This window comes from Microbacterium sp. CH12i (assembly GCF_000685355.1).
Taxonomy (GTDB): domain Bacteria; phylum Actinomycetota; class Actinomycetes; order Actinomycetales; family Microbacteriaceae; genus Microbacterium.
In genome coordinates this window covers 342,068-365,712 of record NZ_JHET01000006.1, presented here as the reverse complement: position 1 = coordinate 365,712, position 23,645 = coordinate 342,068, and the positions used below count along the sequence as shown (strand labels likewise).

At 64.3% G+C, this 23,645-nt stretch carries 20 protein-coding genes, 1 tRNA gene and 3 pseudogenes; 7 read left to right on the top strand and 17 right to left on the bottom strand.

All coding sequences use genetic code 11. The features are described from left to right. Positions 1 to 224 precede the first annotated feature (224 nt). Positions 225 to 2,192 (top strand): acetate--CoA ligase, encoded by a 1,968-nt coding sequence (gene acs / locus DC31_RS08220; RefSeq protein WP_036278796.1) that lies wholly within the window; start codon positions 225 to 227, stop codon positions 2,190 to 2,192. 72 nt (positions 2,193 to 2,264) lie between these two features. Here acs and DC31_RS08215 read toward each other — a convergent pair whose 3' ends face one another. Both DC31_RS08215 and DC31_RS08210 read right to left on the bottom strand, forming a co-directional pair. Then, a complete protein-coding gene (locus DC31_RS08215; RefSeq protein WP_036278794.1) occupies positions 2,265 to 2,723 on the bottom strand; it encodes a RidA family protein in 459 nt (152 codons plus the stop codon). Then, entirely contained in the window at positions 2,720 to 2,944 is a 225-nt protein-coding gene (locus tag DC31_RS08210) for a DUF4177 domain-containing protein (RefSeq protein ID WP_036278793.1), read from the bottom strand. Before DC31_RS08210 ends, DC31_RS08215 begins: the two co-directional genes overlap by 4 nt. An 80-nt stretch (positions 2,945 to 3,024) precedes the next feature. Between DC31_RS08210 and DC31_RS08205 the strand changes: the two genes are divergently transcribed. From DC31_RS08205 to DC31_RS08190, 5 genes are all read left to right on the top strand, one after another. Continuing rightward, positions 3,025 to 4,857, top strand: coding sequence for a transglycosylase domain-containing protein (locus tag DC31_RS08205; protein WP_235201402.1), 1,833 nt, complete (start codon positions 3,025 to 3,027; stop codon positions 4,855 to 4,857). Continuing rightward, positions 4,841 to 5,581 (top strand): PASTA domain-containing protein, encoded by a 741-nt coding sequence (locus DC31_RS19370; protein ID WP_235201401.1) that lies wholly within the window; start codon positions 4,841 to 4,843, stop codon positions 5,579 to 5,581. The genes DC31_RS08205 and DC31_RS19370 overlap by 17 nt, the downstream gene beginning before the upstream one ends. Next, a complete protein-coding gene (locus DC31_RS08200; protein WP_235201400.1) occupies positions 5,578 to 6,519 on the top strand; it encodes a metallophosphoesterase in 942 nt (313 codons plus the stop codon). The genes DC31_RS19370 and DC31_RS08200 overlap by 4 nt, the downstream gene beginning before the upstream one ends. Positions 6,520 to 6,580: 61 nt before the next feature. Further along, positions 6,581 to 6,654, top strand: a tRNA-Pro gene (locus DC31_RS08195). Positions 6,655 to 6,713: 59 nt separating this feature from the next. Then, a complete protein-coding gene (locus DC31_RS08190) occupies positions 6,714 to 7,469 on the top strand; it encodes an HAD-IIB family hydrolase (protein WP_152545373.1) in 756 nt (251 codons plus the stop codon). Positions 7,470 to 7,483: 14 nt separating this feature from the next. On the opposite strand, the gene DC31_RS08185 is transcribed toward DC31_RS08190, so the two are convergent. From DC31_RS08185 to DC31_RS08150, 9 genes and pseudogenes are all read right to left on the bottom strand, one after another. Next, positions 7,484 to 8,764, bottom strand: coding sequence for an alpha-hydroxy acid oxidase (locus tag DC31_RS08185; protein WP_036278789.1), 1,281 nt, complete (start codon positions 8,762 to 8,764; stop codon positions 7,484 to 7,486). A 53-nt stretch (positions 8,765 to 8,817) separates the two neighbouring features. Further along, positions 8,818 to 9,546, bottom strand: coding sequence for a FadR/GntR family transcriptional regulator (locus DC31_RS08180; protein ID WP_036278787.1), 729 nt, complete (start codon positions 9,544 to 9,546; stop codon positions 8,818 to 8,820). A 67-nt stretch (positions 9,547 to 9,613) separates the two neighbouring features. After that, positions 9,614 to 10,267 (bottom strand): thymidine kinase, encoded by a 654-nt coding sequence (locus DC31_RS08175; protein ID WP_036278785.1) that lies wholly within the window; start codon positions 10,265 to 10,267, stop codon positions 9,614 to 9,616. A 9-nt stretch (positions 10,268 to 10,276) separates the two neighbouring features. Then, the gene (gene mqo, locus DC31_RS08170) at positions 10,277 to 11,704 is read right to left on the bottom strand and encodes a malate dehydrogenase (quinone) (RefSeq protein WP_235201410.1); all 1,428 of its coding nucleotides are present in this window, start codon (positions 11,702 to 11,704) and stop codon (positions 10,277 to 10,279) included. A 90-nt stretch (positions 11,705 to 11,794) separates the two neighbouring features. After that, a pseudogene (locus DC31_RS08165) lies at positions 11,795 to 12,864 on the bottom strand (aspartate-semialdehyde dehydrogenase). Between the two features lie 33 nt (positions 12,865 to 12,897). Then, positions 12,898 to 14,184 (bottom strand): aspartate kinase, encoded by a 1,287-nt coding sequence (locus DC31_RS08160; protein ID WP_036278942.1) that lies wholly within the window; start codon positions 14,182 to 14,184, stop codon positions 12,898 to 12,900. A gap of 87 nt (positions 14,185 to 14,271) precedes the next feature. Beyond that, positions 14,272 to 14,364 (bottom strand): hypothetical protein, encoded by a 93-nt coding sequence (locus tag DC31_RS20265; protein ID WP_327036844.1) that lies wholly within the window; start codon positions 14,362 to 14,364, stop codon positions 14,272 to 14,274. Between the two features lie 29 nt (positions 14,365 to 14,393). Beyond that, positions 14,394 to 14,888, bottom strand: a complete 495-nt coding sequence (locus tag DC31_RS19365; protein ID WP_327036843.1) for a response regulator transcription factor — start codon at positions 14,886 to 14,888, stop codon at positions 14,394 to 14,396. Beyond that, positions 14,885 to 16,057, bottom strand: coding sequence for a sensor histidine kinase (locus DC31_RS08150; protein ID WP_051606609.1), 1,173 nt, complete (start codon positions 16,055 to 16,057; stop codon positions 14,885 to 14,887). Before DC31_RS08150 ends, DC31_RS19365 begins: the two co-directional genes overlap by 4 nt. Positions 16,058 to 16,190: 133 nt before the next feature. Between DC31_RS08150 and DC31_RS08145 the strand changes: the two genes are divergently transcribed. After that, complete coding sequence (locus tag DC31_RS08145) at positions 16,191 to 16,670, top strand: DUF2871 domain-containing protein (RefSeq protein WP_081813781.1); 480 nt, start codon at positions 16,191 to 16,193, stop codon at positions 16,668 to 16,670. Here DC31_RS08145 and DC31_RS08140 read toward each other — a convergent pair. The 6 genes and pseudogenes from DC31_RS08140 to DC31_RS08120 all read right to left on the bottom strand — a co-directional run bounded on the left by DC31_RS08140 (position 16,606) and on the right by DC31_RS08120 (position 23,583). Beyond that, positions 16,606 to 17,280, bottom strand: a complete 675-nt coding sequence (locus DC31_RS08140; protein WP_235201399.1) for a DMT family transporter — start codon at positions 17,278 to 17,280, stop codon at positions 16,606 to 16,608. The two genes, DC31_RS08145 and DC31_RS08140, sit on opposite strands and share 65 nt — an antisense overlap. A gap of 74 nt (positions 17,281 to 17,354) precedes the next feature. Continuing rightward, positions 17,355 to 17,534 (bottom strand): annotated as a pseudogene (locus DC31_RS19360) (EamA family transporter); the annotation flags it as partial. 79 nt (positions 17,535 to 17,613) lie between these two features. Next, a complete protein-coding gene (gene recR / locus DC31_RS08135; protein ID WP_036278781.1) occupies positions 17,614 to 18,207 on the bottom strand; it encodes a recombination mediator RecR in 594 nt (197 codons plus the stop codon). Next, complete coding sequence (locus DC31_RS08130) at positions 18,207 to 20,261, bottom strand: DNA polymerase III subunit gamma and tau (protein WP_036278780.1); 2,055 nt, start codon at positions 20,259 to 20,261, stop codon at positions 18,207 to 18,209. The genes recR and DC31_RS08130 overlap by 1 nt, the downstream gene beginning before the upstream one ends. 54 nt (positions 20,262 to 20,315) lie before the next feature. Then, positions 20,316 to 22,840, bottom strand: a pseudogene (locus DC31_RS08125) (glycoside hydrolase family 65 protein). Next, positions 22,837 to 23,583 carry an HAD family hydrolase gene (locus tag DC31_RS08120; RefSeq protein WP_036278778.1) on the bottom strand — a complete coding sequence of 249 codons (747 nt, stop codon included), beginning with the start codon at positions 23,581 to 23,583 and terminating at the stop codon, positions 22,837 to 22,839. The pseudogene DC31_RS08125 and the gene DC31_RS08120 overlap by 4 nt, the downstream one beginning before the upstream one ends. Positions 23,584 to 23,645: the final 62 nt, after the last annotated feature.

Genomic DNA, 23,645 nt, shown 5'->3' with positions numbered 1-23,645 from the left:
GGAATGAGATGCCGCCCACAGGCGCACCACGCGGGGGAAACGGGCACGCCAAGGCCAGAATAGAAATTCGGCTGTCGTCGAGTGTACGCAAGGCACCAGTCCGCGCAAAACCGGAATCACTACCAACTTTCGGCAGTATTGACGATACGAGCGGAAGGCTAGATTCGCCCTGTCACGGTCGCGCTCCCCGCGTGCCCTCGTCCCGCCGCAAAGGAGCGCACGCCATGAGCAGCCAGATCGATCATCTCCTCGACGAGACCCGACGATTCCCACCCACGGAAGAATTCGTCGCAGCAGCTGTCGCACAACCAGAGCTCTACGAACGCGCCGCCGCCGACCGCGAGGCGTTCTGGGGCGAACAGGCTCGTGAGCTGTTGCACTGGAGCAAGCCGTTCACGCGTGTCCTGGACTGGTCGGCCCCGCCGTTCGCGAAATGGTTCGACGACGGGGAACTCAATGTGGCGTACAACTGCCTCGACCGTCATGTCGAGGCAGGTAACGGCGACCGCGTCGCCATTCTTTGGGAAGGCGAACCGGGCGACTCACGACGCATCACCTACGCCGAACTCACCGACGAGGTCAAGCGCACCGCGAACGTGCTGGCAGGCCTCGGAGTCGGCCACGGCGACCGGGTCGCGATCTACCTCCCGATGATTCCCGAAGCGATTGCCGCCATGCTCGCAGTCGCGCGGCTCGGCGCGATCCACTCCGTCGTCTTCGGCGGCTTCAGCGCCGACAGCCTGCGCTCGCGCATCGACGATGCCGGTGCGAAGGTCGTCATCACCGCAGACGGCGGATACCGCAAGGGCCGCGTTTCCGCCCTCAAGCCGGCGGTCGACCAGGCCCTCAGCGACCGCGGAGACGGCGAGCAGCAGACCGTTGAGCATGTGCTCGTCGTCAAGCGCGGAGAGAACGAGGTCGACTGGGTCGAGGGGCGCGATCTGTGGTGGCACGAGGTGGTGCCGGCGGCATCCGCAGATCACGAGCCCCAGGGCTTCCCCGCGGAGAACCCGCTCTTCATCCTTTATACCTCCGGCACCACGGGGAAGCCGAAGGGCATTCTGCACACCTCCGGCGGCTACCTCACCCAGGTGGCGTACACGCACAAAAGCGTGTTCGACCTGAAGCCCGACACCGACGTCTTCTGGTGCACCGCCGACATCGGCTGGATCACCGGGCACAGCTACGTCACCTACGGCCCGCTGGCAAACGGCGCGACGCAGGTGATGTACGAGGGCACTCCAGACACGCCGCATCCCGGCCGGTGGTGGGAGATCATCGAGAAGTATGGCGTGACGATCTTCTACACCGCGCCAACCGCCATCCGCTCGTTCATGAAGACCGGACGCAGCGTGCCGCGCAAGTTCGATCTGTCATCTATTCGGCTGCTCGGCTCGGTGGGTGAGCCCATCAACCCCGAAGCCTGGATGTGGTACCGCGAGGTCATCGGCGCGAACAACGTCCCGATCGTTGACACCTGGTGGCAGACCGAGACCGGCGCGATCATGGTGTCAGCCCTCCCCGGTATCACCTCGACCAAACCCGGCTCCGCCCAGGTTCCGATCCCCGGCATCTCGCTCGACGTCGTCGATGAGACCGGCGAAGAGGTCGGCAATGGCAGTGGCGGCCTACTGGTGGTCACCGAACCGTGGCCGAGCATGCTGCGAGGCATCTGGGGCGACCCTGAGCGCTACAAAGAGACCTACTGGGACAAGTTCGAAAAGCAGGGCTACTACTTCGCAGGCGACGGGGCGCGCCTCGACGAGGACGGCGACGTGTGGCTGCTCGGACGTGTGGATGACGTCATGAATGTCTCCGGTCACCGACTGTCTACCGCGGAGATCGAATCCTCGCTGGTCGCGCACGAAGCGACAGCCGAGGCTGCTGTGGTCGGAGCATCCGATGAGACGACAGGCCAGGCGGTTGTCGCTTTTGTGATCATCAAGGAGAGCTATCTCTCCGCGCACGATCCGGCGGGGCTTGCAACACAGCTACGGCAGTGGGTCGGCGAGCAGATCGGCGCGATCGCCCGTCCCCGCGACGTCTACATCGTCGGTGAGCTGCCGAAGACTCGCTCGGGCAAGATCATGCGGCGTCTGCTGCGCGATGTCGCAGAGGGCCGCGAGGTCGGCGACACGACGACGCTCGCCGATACTGCCGTGATGAGCATCATCTCCGCGCAGGTGAAGTAGGTAGAGCTCGCTGAAGTACGGAAAGTCCCGCTGAACTGATGCATTCAGGGGGACTTTCCGTATTCAAAGAGTTTACGCGAGGATGAAAATCACATCGACTTCGACGGGGCTGTCTAGTGGCAGCACCGCAACGCCGACTGCGGCGCGGGCGTGAGCGCCGGCATCCCCAAAGATCTCACCGAGCACGTCGCTGGCTCCATTGATCACGCCGGGCTGGCCGGTGAATGTCGGGGCGGATGCCACGAAGCCGCCGACGCGCAGCACACCGCCGATCTTCTCCACTCCGCCTGCGGCGGCGGCCGCAGCGGCCAACGCGTTCAGCGCGCAGGTGCGGGCATAGATCTTCGCATCCGCAGCGGTGACCTCGGCACCCACCTTGCCGGTCGCAGGCAGCGAACCCGCTGCGAACGGCAGTTGGCCGGAGGTGTAGACGAGGCCGCCGTGAACCACAGCGGGGACGTAGGCCGCAACCGGAGCTGCAACCTCGGGCAACACAATCCCGAGTTCGCTCAAGCGGTCAACGACGCTCATGCCTGACCTCCGTCGAACTGGCGTGCGGCCTGCTCAGCGGCGGCAAGCCCGGCAGTGTTCGAGCCGTCCTGAGCGGTGGGCCGCTTGAAGTAGGCGACGAGGCCGCCCTCAGGTCCGGTGATGACCTGCACAAGCTCCCAGCCCTGCTTTCCCCAGTTGTTCAGGATCGCGGCGGTGTTGTGAATCAGCAGCGGGGTGGTCAGATACTCCCAGGTGGTCATGGCACTCCTGCACATCAGCGACGCCCGGCACGACCGCGCGTCAAAGGCGGTATTCAGGGAACTCCCCTACGATCTAGCGTATGCCTCAGAAGAATCGCACGGTGAAAGGTGTGCTCGGCGGTCTCCTCGGACTGGTCGGGCTCAGCGCTGTCGCCGGGGTCCTCGTGACTGCAACCGTCACCCCCGCTCTCGCCGTCGCCGGCGCTGCAGGGTCTCAGGCGCTCAGCCTGTTTGAGAACCTTCCCTCGTACCTCAAGCCCGACGCTCCGATGGAACCGAGCACGTTTTATGCCATCGGCTATGACGGAAACCCGGTACCGATTGCCTCGTTCTTCGATCAGAATCGTACGCAGGTCAACTTCGACCAGGTCTCTCCGGTCGTCTATGACGCCATCCTGTCCAGTGAGGACAAGGGCTTCTACGAGCACGGCGGAATCAACCTCGGCGCGACGGTCAAGGCCTTGGTCGATAACGTGACCGGCTCATCCTCGCGCGGCGCATCGACGATCAGCCAGCAGTATGTGAAGAACGTGCTCGTGCAGCAGTGCGAGCAGGGCGTGCTGCCGGCCAAGAGGGCTACGACGATGCGATTGCGCAGTGCTGGCTCGATGCGACCAACGCGATCGGGCAGCGACGGGATCGAGCGCAAGCTGCAGGAGATGCGCTATGCGATTCAGATCGAGAAGGATTATTCGAAGAACGACATCCTGCTGGGTTACCTGAACATCGCCAGCTTCGGTGGCACCGTCTACGGCATCGAAGCCGCAGCGAACTACTACTTCAGCACGACCGCCGCGAACCTCACCGTCGTGCAAGCCGCGACCCTCGCCGGTATCGTGCAGAACCCGAATACCTACCGCATCGACCGGGCAGGTGGAACCGCGACTGATAAAGACGGCGCTGCCATCAACTCCGCCGAAGATGGCTATTCGCTGACTCTGGTTCGCCGCAATTACGTGCTCAACCGCATGCTCGAAGATGGCAAGATCACCCAGGCTCAGCACGACGAGGCCATCGCTACGCCGATCGCTCCTGCGATCACGTACCCGTCACAGGGCTGTGCTGCAGCCGGCAACAACGGCTATTTCTGCCAGTACGTGAAGACGATCGTCCTCAGCGATCCCGCCTTCGGTGACACCGCGCAGGAGCGTTCCAAAGCCCTGCAGCGCGACGGCCTCGACATCTACACCTCGCTCGACCTGCGGATCCAAGATCCTGCGGTCGCCGCCCTGCAGTCACGTGTTCCGGCGAACTACGACAACCAGCATCTCGGCGCCGCGGGTGTGACGGTCGAGCCCGCTACCGGTCGGGTGCTCGCCATTACGCAGAACACGGTCTTCCAAGAGACTTCCACAGACGACCAGGCATACACCTCCTTGGTCTTCGCCAGCGATCACTCGCACGGTGGCTCCAATGGGTTCCCGGTGGGATCGACCTACAAGCTGTTCACGCTCGTCGACTGGCTCGAGCAGGGACACTCGGTAAATGAGACGATCAACGGCCGCAACCGCCTCTTCACCAAGATGAAGTGCGATGGCGGCAGTGTTCCGTTCGGAAGCGAAGAGATCGGAAACTTCAATAACGACCGCGGGTGGACCGGCACACCGATGAGGTTCACCGCACAGTCGCTCAACAGCGGGTTCTTGGCGATGGCTGAGATCCTCGATCTGTGTGAGATCAACGGTGTCGCTGACCGGATGGGCGTCACTCTCGCCAATGGCGGCAAGACAACGGACCAGAACGTGCCCTTTGACGTTCTGGGGTCCAAGAACATCGCCCCGATGGCGATGGCGGGCGCGTATGCGACGATCGCGAATAACGGCATCTACTGCACACCCCGTGCGATTGACCGGGTCGTGAATCAGGCCGGTGAGGAGCAGCCAGTGCCGCAGGATCGTGCACTCAGGTGCTGACACCCGATGTTGCAGCCACCGCGGCGTATGCCTCCAGGGTGTCATCAACGGCGGAACTGGATCGCAGGCCGATACCAACGACGGCATTCCACTGATCGGCAAGACCGGAACGCATGAGACCTACTCGACGATGATGATCGAGTCCAGCACGAAGGCCACCACTGCCGTGTGGGTCGGACGTTGGGACGGCCAGGCGAGCCTCTGGAATGAGTACTACGACGGCAACGCCTTGCAGAATGTGCGGTACTACATCGCCCAAGACCAACAGCGCGCGGCGAATGACCTTCTTGGCGGAGACGACTTCCCCTCGCCCGCCAACGACCTCACCCGCCAGGTGCTCACCGACTTGCCCAACGTGGTCGGCCAGACCGTAGAGCAGGCTACGCAGACACTCGAGTCCGAAGGCTTCAGTGTCAACGTGGGCGCCCCGGTCGACAGCGACCAGCCCGCGAATATCGTGGCGGCCCAGGATCCGGCGGCCGGTCGCGTCGCAGGTTCAGCGACCATCACGATTTCACCGAGCAACGGGCAGGGCGGCACCGTCCCCAACGTGGTGGGCGATGCCCGCAACGCCGCTCAGCAAAAGCTGGCGGCTGCGGGCTTTACAAACATCGGCTGGGACGCGGATTGCGCAAAGCCTGCGGCCAAGGTTGACAGCACCACCCCGGCCGCGGGAACGGCAGCGAACAAGACCACAGCCGTCGCTGTGAAATGCAGCGAGTGACACGGAGTAACGCTCACCCGGCCCTCATCGCGCTCGGCGCGGTGGGGGCCGTGGGCGTCGCGTGCGCGGTGTGGGGCATCGGCATCGAGCGCTACCTGTTCACGGTGCGTGAGGCGTCTGTCGCAGCCCTGGCACCGGGCACAAAGCCCCTTCGCGTGTTGCACGTCTCGGACGCGCACATGGCGCCATGGCAGCATCGCAAGCAGGACTGGCTGGCCTCTCTCGCAGACCTCGAGCCCGACCTCGTCATCAACACCGGGGACAATCTCGGACACCGTGATGGGTTGCAGGGAATCCGACGCTCCTTCGACGCGTTCGCTGGAGTTCCCGGGGTCTTCGTACACGGCTCCAATGATGTCTATGGGCCGTCTCCCCGCAACCCGCTGCGGTATTTCTCCGGCCCGTCGAAGAGACACAGCGAGCCAGAGCACCTCGACACCGACGGCCTCGACGCCTACTTCACCGACGAACTCGGCTGGAGCGCGCTGAATAACGCGGCCGCACGCTTGTCGATCGGCGACACCACCGTCGATCTTTTCGGGGTCGACGATGCCCACCGCGACTGGGACGAGCTCGACACAGTCCCCGGCGCGATCGCCGCCCTCGGGGAGCGGGATGCCAGCACTCCACTGCTCGGTGTCACCCACGCGCCCTACCAGCGCGTCCTCAATACCTTCACCGATCTCGGTGCACAGGCCATCTTCGGCGGACACACCCACGGCGGCCAGGTCTGTCTTCCCGGCTACGGCACTCTGGTCGCAAACTGTGACATTCCGTTGAAGCAGGCAAAGGGACTCAGCACGTGGACCCACAGCGGTCGCAGCATCCCGCTGAATGTCAGCGCCGGTTGCGGGCACTCGATATACGCACCGGTTCGCTTCGCGTGCCGCCCTGAGGCGACACTGCTCACGCTGACTGCACGGGACACGCCCGCGTAGTCCACATGGTCGGTTCGATTCGGTGCGACCGATTTTTCCCTGTAGACTCAAACGGTTGCAACGGGGTGTGGCGCAGCTTGGTAGCGCGCTTCGTTCGGGACGAAGAGGCCGCAGGTTCAAATCCTGTCACCCCGACGTTGTTACAGTAAGGCCGCCTTCTGGGCGGCCTTACTCATATCCGAAACGGAGACATCCTGAACATGCCGCGTCTTGTTGCGTTCGACCTCGATGACACTCTCGCACCGTCGAAGGCCGCGATCGATCCCCGCATTGCCGCACAGTTACGGGCGCTGTTGCAGCGCGTCGACGTCGCGATCATCTCCGGCGGAAATGAACAGCAGTTCCGATCGCAGGTCATCGCTCAGCTCGGCGATGCCGATGCCACAGAACTTGCTCGCCTGCACCTTCTGCCCACCTGCGGCACTCGCTATCTTCGTCACGACGGCACGCAGTTCGCAACCGTGTACGCGCATGACCTCTCCGACGACGAGAAGACCGCCGCTTTGCAAGCTCTCCACGAAGAGGCCGAGCGGCTCGGGCTGTGGGAGCAGAGCCCCTGGGGCGAAATCCTTGAGGATCGCGGGTCGCAGATCACCTTCTCCGCTCTCGGCCAGAAGGCGCCAGGCGACGTAAAGCACCAATGGGACCCTTCGGGCGCGAAGCGCGCACTGTTGCGCGATGCGGTCGCCGCACGCCTGCCAGGACTCGAAGTGCGCTCCGGCGGCTCGACCTCGATCGACATCACCCGCGCGGGTATTGACAAGGCTCATGGAATGACGGCTCTCACTGAGCACACCGGCATCCCGCTCAGCGACATGCTGTTCTATGGTGACCGCCTCGATGAGGGCGGCAACGATTATCCCGTGCTGGCCCTCGGCGTGCGCTCGGTCGCGGTGTCTGGATGGGAAGACACCGCAACCAAGCTCGACGAGCTGCTTCCGACGCTGTAGACGCTTCTCAGCGCTCAGCGCACCACGGCCGACGAGGCCGCCTTCGCGATCGGCGTCAGACGCTGCAACTGCGTGACGTGGCCCGGCTCCAGCTCCGCCAGTGACGAGACGCCCAGCAAACGCATGGTGCGCTCGATCTCAGACCTCAGGATCTCGATCGTGCGGTCAACGCCCTGACGCCCACCAGCCATCAGCCCGTAGAGGTAGGCACGACCGATCAGGGTGAAATCGGCGCCGAGCGCGACGGATGCCACGATATCGGCGCCGTTCATTATGCCGGTATCGATCATGACGGTGAAGTCGTCGCCCACGGCTTCGCGCACCTTCGGAAGCAGGTGGAACGGGATCGGTGCGCGGTCGAGCTGACGGCCTCCGTGGTTCGACAGCACGATGCCGTCGACTCCGGCGTCACGCAGCTTGATCGAGTCCTCGACGTTCTGCACGCCCTTGATGACAATCTTTCCCGGCCAAATATCGCGGATAACGGAGAGGTCGTCGTAGCTGATCGTCGGATCCATCGCAGCATCCAACAACTCACCGACGGTGCCGCCGGTGGTGCTGAGCGAGGCGAACTCGAGCTTCGGTGTGGTGAGGAAATCGAACCACCACCACGGCCGAGGGATCGCATTGATGATCGTGCCGAGCGTCAACTGCGGAGGGATGCTGAACCCGTTGCGCTTGTCGCGCAGGCGGGCACCCGCTACCGGGGTATCGACGGTGAAGTGCAGCGTGTCGAAGCCGGCGGCTGCGGCGCGGCGGGTGAGCTCGTAAGAGATCTCACGGTCACGCATGACGTACAGCTGGAACCAGTTGCGCGCAGGAACCGGGCCCTGAGGCTCTCGAAGGGCAGCAGCCTGCACGCCCTCAATCGACGTCGTTCCGAGCGTGGACAGCGTGAACGGGATTCCTGCGGCGGCCGCAGCGCCGGCTCCGGCTTCCTCCCCCTCGGTCTGCATGAGGCGGGTGAAGCCGGTGGGTGCGATCCCGAACGGCAAAGCGCTCGGACCACCGAGGATCTCGATGCTCGTGTCAACGTCGGGTGCGGGGCGGAGGACGTCGGGGTGAAACTCCACATCCTGAAACGCCTGGCGGGCGCGGGCGAGGGACAGTTCACCTTCCGCGGCACCATCGGTGTAGTCGAACGCGGCCTTTGGCGTGCGGCGCTTGGCGATCACGCGCAGGTCATCGATCGTGAGGGCCGCGTCGAGGCGACGCTTCCTGCCGTCCAATTCTGGTTTCTTGAACTTCATCAGCTCAAAGAGTTCGGCGGGCTGGGGCAACTGTCGCTTCACCATGGTGTTCCTCTCGGTGGGACGGATTCGGTGGGCATAGTTCAGGCGGGCAAAGTTCAATGGGACGAGTGGGTGGCTGAGGTGAGGCCGGCTGACGTGTAGTAGCCGGTGATGTGGTCGCGCACGAGTTTGCGAGCGAGATCGGCGTCGCCGACGTCGATCGCGTCGACGATCCCGTGATGCTCGGCGCGGAGTTTGGCCTCCATGGCGGGCCAATCAGCGATCGCCTGGGAGCCGGTGAGAACGTACGATTCGATGGCACTGCGAAGGCCCGCCATCATCGCCGCGATGACGCTGTTTCCACTGGACTCGGCGAGCGCGAGATGCAGTTGGGCGTCGAGGACGAGGAACTCCTCCGCGGTGAGATCTGCGGCATCCATCGCATCGAGCATGCGGTGGACATCCGTGGTGTCGCGCGCATCGTCGTCCGCGAGGGATGCTGTGACAGCATCCTCGAGCACGAGACGGGTGCGCATGACATCTGCGAGCGGGAAGCCCTGGGCGGCCACCTGCAGCCGCAGGAGTACCGACAGGCCACCGGAGGGCGTGGCGATGACGATCGCGCCCGACTGGGGCCCTGAGCCCGTTGCGGTACGGATGAGACCCATGACTTCGAGTACGCGCACAGCCTCTCGGACGCTGGAGCGCCCGACTCCGAGGTCGGCGGCGAGATCACGCTCAGAGGGCAAGCGATCTCCAGGCCCCAACCGTCCCTCGAGGAGGTCGCGCTCAATATGCTCCAGGACAACGCGCCAGGCTCGCGCAGGCGTCGTGGTCTCCAGCATCCGATCCTCCTGTGGTCAGACCACAGCGTATCGCGTGTGGTCAGACCACGCAATGCGCGGGTCCCACTCAGCCCAGGCGACCGCCGGACTCCTCGAGATAGCAGTGCCCGCAGAGCGACTCGTAGGTGACAACGTCAGCGGGTGCACCACGTGTGGCACCTTCGTCGATCGCGACCTGGTCTCCGTCGAACACGAACCGACCGTTGATAACTCGACCGTTGAACACCGCTTTGCGACCGCAGCGGCAGATGGTCTTGAGCTCCTCTAGCGAGTGCGCGATCGCGAGCAGTCGCGCAGACCCTGGAAAAGCATGGGTCAGGAAGTCATTGCGGATCCCGTATGCGATCACCGGGATGCCGTCGATGACCGCGATGCGGAAAAGGTCATCGACTTGCTCCGGGGTAAGAAACTGCGCCTCGTCAACCAGCAGGCAGGCGACGTCGACCGGCGTAGCCGGGATCAGGCCATCGTCGTTGTGTCGCTGCATCCGCTCGCGTTCATGCTGGAACAGCGCGTACGCGTCGCCGTCGGCCGGAATCAGAAAGTCGACCTGGCGGGTCATTCCGAGGCGACTCTCGACCTGAGCCGCGCCCTTTGTGTCAATCTCGGGCTTCGCGAGCAGCACGCGCTGCCCGCGCTCTTCATAGTTGTACGCGGCCTGCAGTAGCGACGTTGACTTGCCAGAGTTCATCGCGCCGTAGCGGAAGTAAAGCTTCGCCACGGTGCGATGTCACTTCGCGATGCCGAGAGTGGCAGCTGTCGACGTCATCGACTTCTGTGCCACTGCCTCGTTCTCGTTCAAGTTCTGGCCATACGTCGGGATGAGTTCGCGTAGGGTCGGCTCCCAGCCGGCGTACTGCTCGGGGAAGCAGGTCTTCAGCAGATTCAGCATGATCGGCACGGCCGTGGATGCTCCGGGTGAAGCGCCCAGAAGGCCGGAGATCGAGCCGTCTGCAGAGGAGATGACCTCGGTGCCGAACTGCAGCACGCCGCCCTTCTTCGCGTCCTTCTTCATAACCTGTGCGCGCTGGCCAGCATCGATGAGCGACCAGTCTTCGTCCTTCGCGGTCGGGACGAAGGTGCGGAGACTGTCGACCTTCTTGGCATGATTCTTCACCAGCTCGCTGACGAGGTACGTGATGAGGTCGGGGTTGGCGAACGCGACGCGCAGCATCGGCCACAAGTTGTGCGGGCGTACCTGCGTGACGATGTCGAGCATCGAACCGTGCTTCAGGAACTTCGGGCTGAACGTGGCGAACGGACCGAACAGAAGCGACGCCTCACCGTCGACAACACGGGTGTCGAGGTGCGGCACCGACATCGGCGGTGCACCGACAGATGCCTGCGAGTAAACCTTCGCCTTATGCTGCGAGACCACTGCGGGGTTCGAAGTCTTCAGGAACTGCCCACCGATCGGGAAGACCCCGTAACCCTTGATCTCAGGGATGCCGGAGCGCTGCAGCAGCTTCAGCGCCCAGCCGCCCGCACCCACGAAGACGAACTTCGCGTTCACCTTGCCAGGGGTACGACCGAGAACGCGACGGTAGGAGACATCCCAGCTGCCATCCTTCTGCTTCTTGAGATCGCGCACCTCGTGGTTGGTGCGCAGCTCGACGCCACTCGAGGAGAGGTGATCGAAAAGCTGATGCGTGAGGGCACCGAAGTCGACATCGGTGCCAGCGGGGACTCTCGTTGCCGCGAACGGCTCGCCCTTGCGCCGCTTCTGCATGAGCAGCGGTGCCCACTTGTTGATGACGCGGGAGTCTTCGCTGTACTCGATACCGGCGAACAGCGGCTGCTTCTTGAGAACCTCGTAGCGGTCCTTGAGGTAGGCGACATCCTTCTCGCCCTGCACGAACGTCATGTGTGGAGTCGCATTGATGAACGTGGACGGCTCATCGAGCACGCGCTTGTTTACCAGCGACGACCAGAACTGGCGGCTCTGCTGGAACTGCTCGTTGATCGAGACAGCCTTGGCGGGGTCGAGTGGACCATCCCCCTGTGGCATGTAGTTCAGCTCGCACAGGGCAGCATGCCCTGTGCCCGCGTTGTTCCACGGGTTGGAGCTTTCTTGGGCCACATCAGATAGTCGCTCGAAGGCGACAATCTTCCAGTCTGGCTGCAGTTCGTGCAGCAGAGTACCCAGTGTGGCGCTCATAATGCCACCACCGATGAGGACAACGTCGACGGATTCAGTCACTCGACCAGTCTAGTTCGCACTCCCGTTGGCGCGAACCACGTGGCAGCTCTAGGCCGCGACGGTCAGGCGTGCGCCGACGATCTCGGCGATCTGCACCGCGTTCAGCGCCGCACCCTTTCGAAGGTTGTCGTTGCTGATGAACAGCACGAGGCCCTTGCCCTCGGGCGCAGACTGATCGGCTCGGATCCGGCCGACGAAGCTCGGGTCCTTGCCTGCGGCGTACAGCGGCGTCGCACCTCATGAACGACCACGCCAGGAGCTGCCGCAAGAACTTCCGCAGCGCGCTGCGGGGTGATGTCGCGAGCGAACTCGACGTTGATCGACAGCGAGTGACCGGTGAACACCGGGACGCGCACGCAGGTGCCTGCGACACGGAGATCGGGGAGCTCGAGGATGCGACGGCTCTCGTTGCGCAGCTTCTTCTCTTCATCCGTCTCGTTCAGCCCGTCCTCAACGAGGTTGCCCGCGAAGGGGATGACGTCGAATGCGATCGGCGCGACGTAGTTGTTCGGCGCCGGGAATTCGACCGACGAGCCGTCGCGCACGAGGCGGAGCGTGTCGCCCTGCGCGATAACAGCCTCGACCTGGCCGAGCAGCTCTTGGGCGCCAGCGAGGCCTGAGCCAGAGACCGCCTGGTAGGTGCTGACGATCAGACGCTCGAGCCCTGCCTCGGCATCCAGCGCCTTCAAGACGGGCATTGCCGCCATGGTGGTGCAGTTCGGATTCGCGATGATGCCCTTGGGGCGCTCATCGACGGCGTGCGGGTTCACCTCACTGACCACGAGCGGAACCTCAGGGTCATTTCGCCACGCGCTGGAATTATCGATGACGACCGCGCCGACCTCCGCGAAACGCGGAGCGTTCGCACGGCTTGCTGTCGCGCCGGCCGAGAACAGAGCGATCTCGATGCCCGTGACATCCGCAGTATCGGCATCCTCCACAACGACCTCAACGCCAGCGAACTCAATGACCTTCCCCGCCGAGCGTGCCGATGAGAACAGCCGGAGGTCGCGAATCGGGAACGAACGCTCGCTCAGAATTTCGAGCATCACAGAGCCTACCTGGCCGGTGGCGCCCACGATGGCGACGGAGTGTCCTGAATCGGAGATACGGGTCATGAGGGAAGTCTTCCTGAAGGGGTTTGAGAGAGTCTATCGCCCAGTTCCGGCGTGTACGACGGCCTCGTCGTCGCCGTCGAGCCCGTACGCCGTGTGCACGATGCGGGAAGCATCGGCGAGGTCAGAACCGCGCAGCACCACCGAGATACGAATCTCGGATGTCGAGATCATCTCGATGTTGATTCCGGCAATCGAAAGCGCCTCGAACAGGGTCGCGGACACACCAGAGTGCACGCGCATGCCCGCACCGACGACGGAGAGCTTGCCGATCTGGTCGTCGTGGATCAGGCTGTCGAAGCCGACGTCGCTCTGCTCAGCGGCCAGCGCCTTGAGCGCGGCCGCTGCGTCACCCTTCGGAAGCGTGAACGAGATGTCTGCGCGGCCGGTGGCTGCGGCCGAAACGTTCTGGACGATCATGTCGACGTTGGCACCCGACTTCGCGACGATCTTGAAGATCTCGGCGGCCTTGCCCGGCACGTCTGGCACGCCGATGACCGTGACCTTCGCCTGCCCCAGATCGGTGGCAACACCCGCAACGATCGGCTCTTCCATGACTTCTCCCTCGGCTTCGCGGGGGTTCTTCATGCCCTCGCCCAAAACGTATGTGCCTTCGCTCGACGAGAAAGTCGAGCGTGCGTGGATGAGCACGCCGTGACGACGTGCGAACTCGACGGCGCGGATGTAGAGCACCTTCGCTCCGTTGGCTGCCAGCTCAAGCATCTCTTCGCTGGAGACGTGATCGAGCTTCTGCGCGCGCGGAATCACTCGCGGGTCGGCGGTATAGATGCCATCAACATCGCTGTAGATCTCGCACACATCTGCTTTGAGCGCCGCGGCGAGGGCGACGGCTGTGGTGTCAGAACCGCCGCGGCCGAGCGTCGTGATGTCGCGGGTGTCACGGTTGAAACCCTGGAAGCCGGCGACGATGACAATGGCGCCCTCATCGAGTGCTTCACGAAGCCGCACCGGCGTGACGTCGACGATGCGCGCGGAACCGTGATGGTCATCTGTGATCATCCCAGCCTGGCTGCCCGTGAACGAGCGCGCTTCGAAGCCCATCGAGTGGATCGCCATCGCGAGCAGCGCCATTGAGATGCGCTCACCGCTGGAGAGCAGCATGTCGAGCTCACGGGGAGCCGGAATCGGCGCGACCGCGCTCGCGAGCTCAAGCAGCTCGTCAGTCGTGTCACCCATCGCGCTCACCGCGACAACGACGTCGTGTCCTGCCCGTCGGGTGTCGACGACGCGCTTCGCGACGCGCTTGATGCTCTCGGCGTCGGCCACGGACGAGCCGCCGTACTTCTGCACAATGAGGGCCAAGTTCACTCCCAGGGATGTCGGGCAGATCCGCCCACCGTACAGTCTACTTTCGGAGCACATGCCGCGTTGGGCATGTGCCCGACAAGCTCAGAGCACGCCGAGCCGACGGGCCTCACTCGCGGCGGCGGTGCGGCTGGTGACCCCGAGCTTTTCAAGCAGATGCACGATGTGAGTCTTCACCGTCGACTCTGAGATGAACAGGCGGGCGGCTATTTCCTTGTTGGCGGCGCGTCGTCCACTAACAGCAGCACCTCGCGCTCACGCTCGGTGAGGGTGACGCGCGGTGCGCGGAGAGCGGCGAGCAACCGTTCGTCGCCACCTGGGGTGAGCACCATCGCACCTGCGGCAGCATCGACGATCGCACGGGCGATGGTGTCGTTGTCGACGTCTTTCAGAAGATAGCCGGCAGCCCCCGCTTCGACCGCACGGATGATCTGCGCGTCATGATCGAAGGTCGTGAGGATCAGTACGGCAGGCGCCTGCGGCATCCGCCTGAGCGCGGCGGTGGTGGCCACGCCGTCCATCCCCTCCCCCATGCGCAGATCGCATAAGACGACGTTGGGGTGAAGTTCGGATGCCACGACAAGCGCTTCTTCGCCGGTCGACGCCTCACCAACGACGGTGAATCCCCGACCCTCAACGATCGCCCGGAGCCCCGCACGCACCACGGGATGGTCATCGACCAGCAGAACACTGATGCTCATGTGTTGCTCTTTTCTGTCGGAGTGCCCGCGCTCATCCTGGGCGTCACTGGCACCGATGCCGAGAGCGTCGTGCCGTTGCCCGGCGCAGTGCGCACAAGCAGTTCGCCACCGAATTCACGGAGTCGCGATCGCATCGCCGAAAGCCCGTAAGAGGTGGACGACGCGGTTCGATGTGAGTCGCCCTCCGAAAAGCCCACGCCGTCGTCGGTGACTGACAATTTGGCGACTGCACCTTCCAGAGTCAACGCCACAGTGACGGTGTGTGCATGAGCGTGTTGTCGCACATTCGCCAGTGCGGACTGCGCGACGCGCAAAAACACCACCTCTACCGGGGTGGGGAGCGCGGGGAGGGCCGGGTCAACCTGCAGTTCGACCTCGACGTGCGTGTCGGCACGCAAAGTGTCCAGCATCCGCTCGATGGCTGCGGCGAGCGCGGAGCCCTCGAGCTCGGCCGGCGCAAGGGCCGCGACGATGCGGCGAAGATCTGTGAGCGAATGCTGCGCGAGCGACTCGATCTGCGGCATCCGCTCGGGCTCTCCGCTACGGGCAAATAACACCATCGAGCTCAATTCCTGAGCGATAGTGTCGTGCAGATCACGTGCGAGCCGCGTGCGTTCCTGAGTCGCACCCGCTTCGCGCTGGGTGAGCGCAAGCTCTTCCTGCAGTGTCGCCATCTCATTCTGTGCGCGCACCAACGAGGAGATCAGTCGATCACGTTCGACGGCGTCACGCAGCAGTGCGTCGTAGCCGAGCGAGATGGCCAGCGCGAAGCCGCCGCCCAGCAGAGGTCCTGCGATGTGCGCGAACGAGATCGGCGCCTGATGCAGAATCGGGGCGAGGATCGCGGCGACCAGTACCGGCACCGCGAAAGCGACCGACGGCCATGCCCGCAACAGGTGACCGGCGAGCAACAGCAGCGGGAACGACAGCCAGACGAACTCTGGGGAGACCATCAGCATCCCGAGCCAGAGGATGCCCAGGCCATACAACCACCAGCGCGCAAATTGACCACGAGCGAAAGTTGCCCCGGCACCGTACCAAGCAAGGAAAATGCCGGGAGCGAGCATCGCCGGAAGCAACGGCACCCCCACTGCCACTGAACGAAATGCTGTCACGACAGCCAGCAGCACCGTGATGAGATGCAGGGCGAAGCGGGCCGATTTCAGCATCCGACCCGCGCGGGGTCGTTGATCGACGGTGCGGACATGTTCCGATTCTCCCTCGGTCGCCGCGACATCGCGGCGACCGAAGATCGATCATCCGATGGATCTTGCACGACGAGTCACTGCGCAGGCTGGAATCATGACTGTTGAAACTCTTCCCGCGCAGCGCTCCGCCCAGCTGCTCCTCCTCCGCGCTGTAGCCGTCTACACCGTCGTCGGCCTCGCCGTCGGACTCTTCTATCGTGAGTTCACGAAGGCCAATGGCTACCCCGAAGGTCTGATGGGACAGCTGGGTCTCGCCCACACTCATATCCTGACCCTCGGGATGATCGTGCTGTTGATCGTGCTCGCATTGGAGAAGGTATTCGTCCTGTCCTCGAGCCGACTGTTCCGCTGGTTCTTCTGGATCTACAACGCCGGAGTCGTACTCACAGGCGCCATGCTGATCTGGCACGGGATGCTGCAGGTGCAGGATCTGGAATCGTCCAAGATGATCGCCGGAATCGCAGGACTCGGACACATGCTGGTCGGTGCCGGGTTCGTACTGCTGCTGCTCAGCCTGCGGACGGCGATTCGTCGCGAGCCGGTTCGCCAGGAAGCGGCTCGTCAGGACGCGTGACATCGGACGCTGAGGGCGGCGACGGGCGGGGGCGCAGGCGCCCGCCCGTCGCCGCGAACCAGCATCCGATGATGATCAGTGGGAATCCCATCAGCAGCCCTGGAGTGATCGGCTCCGCGAGCACCAGTGCTCCGAGCAGGATCGCGACCACCGGGTTGATGTAGGTGAACAGCGGTGCACGAACCGGTCCGACCTCGCGAATAAGCGCGAAGAACGCCACAAACGCGACGGCTGTGCAGATAACTCCCAACAGCACCAGCGACACCGTTGATCTGAGAGTTGGCACCTCATGCTGGGTGAGAAGAGCGGCCGGAAGATAGCCGAGCCCGGTCGCAAACAGCGCGAGCGTGATCGTGCCGATTGAGGGAACCTGGGCGAGCTTGTGCGCCACGATGAACGGGGCGATGGCATACAGCAGGGCTGTGAGCATGACCTCGCCGATGGCGAAGATGCTGGCCTGACCGTGCGGAAACAGACCAGGGCCCACAACAACGACAGCGACACCGACGAAGCCGAGAAGCAACCCGCCCAGGCGCACCGGGGCAAGCGCCGACCGGTCGCCTCGCAGCATGGCGATGATGACGGCGAACAGCGGGACAGTCGCAACCAACAGTCCCGTAAGCCCGGAGGCAACTGCGTCTCGGCGTGGCTGAGAAGCAGGAACGGCCCTGCCATCTCGACCAATCCGAACGCGAGAACCCATGGCCAGTACTTCCAGGCGGCCTTCAGCGCACCACTGCGAATCGCGAACGGCAACAGCAGGCACGCGCCGAGCAGGGTGCGTCCAGCCACCACCGCGGGCGGCGTAAATGAATCCACCGCTTCTTTTATGAAGAGGTAGGTAATACCCCACACGAACGCCATGACGGCGAAGAGGATCCACCCTCTCCGTGTGAAGCCACCCTGCGCGTTCACACCGACACGCGCGCGAACGGAGCGCTCGTCACAGGGTGCGCCGACCTTCGAAGGCGCGACCGAGGGTGACTTCGTCGGCGTATTCGAGGTCGCCGCCGACCGGCAGTCCGGATGCCAGACGCGACACCGTGATCTGCATGGTGGTGAGCAGCCGACTCAAGTAGCTCGCGGTCGCCTCACCCTCAAGGTTCGGGTTCGTGGCGAGAATGACTTCTTGCACGGTGTTGCCAGCGAGCCGCGTCATCAGCTGCGTGATGCGCAGGTCGTCCGGGCCGACGCCGGCAATCGGGCTGATCGCGCCGCCGAGCACATGGTAGAGACCACGGAACTCGCGGGTGCGCTCGATAGCCGAGACGTCTTTCGCATCTTCGACGACGCAGATCAGTGCCGGGTTGCGCCGTGGGTCACGGCAGATGGCGCAGCGATCTTGTTCGGAGACGTTGCCGCAGATCTCGCAGAAGCGCACACGAAGACGCACCTCGGAGAGCAGCTCGGAAAGACGGGCGACGTCGAACGTCGGCGTCTGCAGAATGTGAAAAGTGATGCGCTGCGCCGACTTCGGGCCGATCCCCGGGAGACGACCAAATTCATCAATGAGTTCCTGAACAATGCCGTCGTACATCAGGCAAACCTCGTCGGCGGCTCATAGGGCTCTTCGCGCACAAACGTCGCACCGAGCACCTGGCGGATCACCGCTTCACCGTAGCGCTGTACGCCACCGGACGAGCGCTCAGCGAGCGAAGGCGCTGGGCGCACTTCGGCGACTAGCGCGGGTGTCGGTTGCTGTGCAACGGCCTGAGGTGTGCTCTGCAACGCTGGCGCATCGTAGGGAGGCTCTTCGTCGATGTCGGGGGCATCATCATCGCCCGGGAGCGGAGGCGCGTCGTTGTCGATCGCCCCGTCGCTCGGCGGCTGCGGGGCAGACGCGGCAGCCTCGACCTCTGCGGGCTCCTCATCGACTGGGAACTGCGGTTGCGGCGTCGGCGCCTCGTCGGAAGTGGGGATCGAGGCGACCGCCCACTCCGAGACGGATGCCGTTGGCGCGGCCTGTTGCGGCGCGGGACTCCGGGGTGCCGTGCGGACAGGAGCGGGAGCTGCCGCTTCGGATAACGCCGCCGGCGGCAACGGTGCGGGGAGGTACTTCACCCGCACGCCGACCTCGTGCTCGATCACCATGCGGAGGTGATCGGACGGTCCCGGGCCTGGTGTCGGCCCCTTGAACCTGGTGACGTCTGCCGGCGTGGCAAAACCCAGCGTGAGCACCTCGGTGTCGGCGTTGAAATCGAGTGGCTGCACGGTCGTGACCAGCAGCCATGTTGTGCGGCTGAGGCCCTCGAGCCGCTTCAGGATGGCGGGCCAGGACGAACGGATTCGTTCGAAGTCGACGGGCCCACTCGGTTCGGGTGCCTGCGCAGGCTCTTCCACTGGGGCGGGCGTCGGCTCAGCGATGAGAACCGGGGCGGGCTCTGGCTCTGCCAAAGGAGCAGGTTCTGGCGCTGTCGCCGGCGCAGGAACCGCAGGTGCAGGAACAACAGCAGGAGCAGGAGCAATTGGCGCCTGCACGGGTACGGCAGCGCCCGCGGCGTTCAGCACTCGGGCGATCATGAGCTCGAGATGCAGGCGCGGCGAGGTTGCCCCGGTCATGTCATCCAGCGCAGCGCTCACGACATCAGCCGTGCGCGAGAGTCGGGCGGCGCCATATGCCGTGGCCTGCGCGCGCATGCGAGTCAGTTCGTCTTCGGCGAGACCGCGCAGCACGGCGGATGCACCGTCACCGACAGCAGCGATCACGATGAGGTCGCGCAGGCGCTCGAGCAGGTCGTCGACGAAGCGCCGAGGATCTTGCCCGCTCTGCACGACTCGATCGATCGCAGGGAAAGCTGCTGCCGCATCGCCAATTGCGAGTGCGTCGACGATCTCATCCAACAACGCCCCGTGCGTGTAGCCGAGCAGGGAGACGGCCCGTTCGTATGCCACGGAGTCGCCGTCAGAGCCGGCGATGAGCTGGTCGAGCAGCGAGAGCGTGTCGCGAGGCGAGCCGCCCCCCGCGCGCACGACGAGTGGGAGCACGCCCTGCGCGACCTTCACGCCTTCTTCTGCGGAGAGCTTCTCGACGTATTCGAGCATCGCCGCGGGCGGCACGAGGCGGAACGGATAGTGGTGCGTGCGCGAGCGAATAGTGCCGAGCACTTTATCTGGCTCGGTGGTCGCGAAGATGAACTTGATGTGCGGCGGCGGCTCTTCAACGAGCTTCAACAGCGCGTTGAAGCCCTGCGGGGTCACCATGTGCGCCTCGTCGAGGATGAAAATCTTGAAGCGGTCGCGGCTCGGGGCGAAAGTCGCTCGCTCGCGCAGATCGCGAGCATCGTCGACGCCGTTGTGGCTGGCAGCGTCGATTTCGACCACGTCGAGCGAACCGCCGCCGCCGCGCGCCAGCTCGACACAGCTCGGGCACACGCCGCACGGGGTGTCTGTCGGGCCCTCAGCGCAGTTCAAGCAACGCGCGAGGATACGTGCGGAAGTCGTCTTGCCACAGCCGCGAGGACCGGAGAAAAGATATGCGTGCCCGACTCGATCACTGCGCAGCGCCGTCATCAGCGGTTCGGTCACCTGCGACTGCCCGATCATCTCGCCGAAGTTCTCGGGGCGGTAGCGGCGGTAGAGGGCTGTGGTCACTTCACCAGCCTACGACGTACCGCCGACACTTCGACCGTTACACCCGCCACGACCTCAGTCCTCGAAGACGCTGATCACGGGGAACGTACTCGTCACCACCGGCACGGATGCCGAGAGCCGAGTGCCGTCATCGCGTCGAGCATCCTCGAACTGGCGCAGAGTCGGTCGCCCCGAAACCACGGGCCCCTGATCTGCGAGCGTGGCAACTGCGTCTTCGCCCTCCGAAGCGGTGTATTCGACGCCGCGAACGGTGAAGGTGACGGGGTTGCCGGCCTTCGCTACGACGCGCAACTCGTCGCGCGTGAGAGTCACCTGCAGAGTGGTGCCGTGCCACTGGAGCGGGTACGAAAGCGATGGCCAGTCCGTGGGCAGGCGCGGGTCGAAGCTCAGTTCGCCGCCATGGTCGCGCATGCCGCCGAAGCCGCACACGAGCGCCGTCCACACGCCACCGGCCGAGGCCACATGCACTCCGTCGGAGGCGTTGTGATGCAGGTCGCCGAGGTCGACGAACAGCGACTGCTCGAAGTACTCGCGCGCGAGGTCCTGATATCCGACCTCGGCCGCGAGAATCGACTGCACGACGGCTGACAGCGTCGAGTCTCCGGTCGTCAGCGGGTCGTAGTAGTCGAAGTCTGCGCGCTTCTCTTCGGCGGTGAAGTGGTTTCCCTGCAGGAAAAGCGCCAGCACGACATCCGCCTGCTTGAGCACCTGGAACCGGTAAATCACGAGCGGGTGAAAATGCAGCAGCAGCGGGCGCTGTGCATCCGGGGTGTTCTCGAGGTCCCAGATCTCGCGCTCCAGGAACATCGCATCCTGCGGGTGGATGCCGAGGCTTTCGCTGTACGGAATGTGCATCGCCTCGGCGGCACGATCCCAGGCATCCGGCTCGCCAGCCCCGAGGCCGGTGCGCTCTACCAGGCTGGAATAGGCGCGCGGGTTGTTCTCCTGAATCTCGCGTACCACCCGTGCGGCGTAACGGAGGTTGTACCGCGCCATGACGTTCGTGAAGAGGTTGTCGTTGACGACGGTGGTGTACTCGTCGGGCCCCGTGACTCCGTGGATGTGGAAGGAATCCCCTTCGCCAGGATGCGCGCCATGGGGAGTGTGACCGTTCGAGGTACGCCAGAACCCTAAGGTCGCCCACAGCCGCGCGGTCTCCACAGCGATGTCGACGCCTTCGCGGCGCAAGAAGTCTTCATCGCCGGTGGCGCGCACGTATTTGCCGAGTGCGAAGCTGATGTCGGCGTTGATGTGGTACTGCGCGGTGCCGGCGGCGTAATAGGCCGACGCTTCTTCACCGTTGATGGTGCGCCAGGGGAACAGGCGCCCGCCTCATTGAGCTGCGAGGCACGTCGACGCGAAGCGGGCAGCATGAGCACGCGCGCCCGCAGCGCGTTGCGTGCCCACTGCGGGCTCGTGTAAGTGAGGAACGGCAACACGTAGATCTCGGTGTCCCAGAAGTAGTGGCCGCTATAGCCCGAACCCGAGACGCCCTTCGCTGGCACCCCTGTGCCATCCGCGCGAGCCGATGCCTGGGCGAGCTGGAATAGGCACCAGCGAGTCGCCTGCTGCAGGTCGTCATGCCCCTCAATGACGACATCCGAACGCTCCCAGAACGCCTCGAGCCACTCGCGCTGACGGTCGAACTGCGCATCGACGCTTTCGACGCGCACCCGGTCGAGCGAACGACGACAGCGGTCCACGAGCTCGCGTGCGGGTACACCGCGCGAGCTGTGATAGCTCACCAGTTTCGTGATGCGGATCGGCACGCCGGCCTTGGCCTGCACCCGGAAGACGTTCTTCGCGACGTCCGGTTCGATCAACGTGCGTGCACTGAACTCATTGTCGGTCTCGACGATGTGGTCGGCGATGACTGCCACCGTCATCCCCGAGTCGGTGGTCTGGTACGACAACGCGGATCGCAGCCCGTCCTGCCAGTACTCGGCCGGCTGCAGGACGCGCTCAGCGATCTTCTCCGTCTTGCGAGGATCGAACGCCGCCGCACCCGCTGTCTTCTTCGCGACCTCCGGTGTACCGCCGTATACGTTGCCGCCGTCCTGACGGTTCAGCAGTTGGCAGCTGATCGTGACGGGCGCATCCGAGTTTTCGACGGTGACCTCGAGCCGCAGGATTGCGAGATGACGCTCTTCGAAGCTCACCAGGCGTTCATCGCGCATCCGAATGCGCTTGCCGGATGGTGTGTCCCACACGAAGCTGCGCGAGAGCACGCCGGTGCGCATGTCGAGGGTACGCGTGTATTCGTTTACTTCTGCTTCGTCGAACGAGATGGGCTCATCGTCGACGTAGACGCGCATGATCTTCGCATCCGGGGCGTTGACGATCGTCTGACCGACCTCGGCGAATCCGTACGCCTGCTCGGCGTGGCGGATCTGCCAGGTCTCGTGCAGTCCGTTGATAAAGGTGCCGTGCTCGTGCGCACCGCGGCCCTCGATGTGGTTGCCACGCAGTCCGAGGTAGCCGTTCCCGACGCCGAACAGCGTCTCGGAAACACCGTCTTCGGTGTAGTGCGTCTCGGTGAGACGCCACGGGTCAACGGGGAAACGGTCGCGATCGATCATGCGGTCTCCGAAGGGTCAACAAGCAAACGGGCAAGATCATCGACGATACAGGTCGCACCGGCCTCGCGAAGCATGTCGGCGCCAGCGCCCCGGTCGACGCCGACGACAGTGGCATAACCGGCGGATGCTGCGGAGGTAACGCCGGCGACAGCATCCTCCACCGCAGCGCTCCGAGTGACGTCAACGCCCAGCAATTCGGCGCCGGCACGGAACATGTCCGGCGCGGGCTTGGAGGCGAGGTTTTCGTGGGCAGCGACCTTGCCGTCGACGACGACGGTAAAGAACTCACGGATGCCGGCGGTCGCCAGCACTTCTTCGGCATTCGAAGAGCTCGATACGACACCCATCGGCACGCCCGCGCCGCGAAGCACCCCCAGCAGCGCAAGTGAGCCAGGGAACGGGGCTACGCCCCCCGCGCGAAGCGCAGTAGCAAATGCCGCATTCTTCCGATTGCCGATGCCGCACACGGTCTCGGCCTCCGCGGGATCCGAGGGGTCGCCCCAGGGGATTTCGACGTTGCGGTTGCGCAGCAGGCTCGCGACACCGTCATAGCGTCGCTTGCCGTCGACGTAGGCGAAGTAGTCGGCATCTGTGTATGAGGGCTCAATGCCCCACTTCGCGAAGACGTCATCGAAGACGACCGCCCAGGCACGCATGTGCACCTCGGCGGTCGGCGTCAGCACGCCATCGAGGTCGAAAAGGATGCCATCGAAAGTACGAAGGTCGGGCAGGGTTTCAGGCACGCAGTCCTCCAGGGAGAGAAACAAAGAATCCGGCACCTCTCCGTGCCACCATGCAAGCGTAA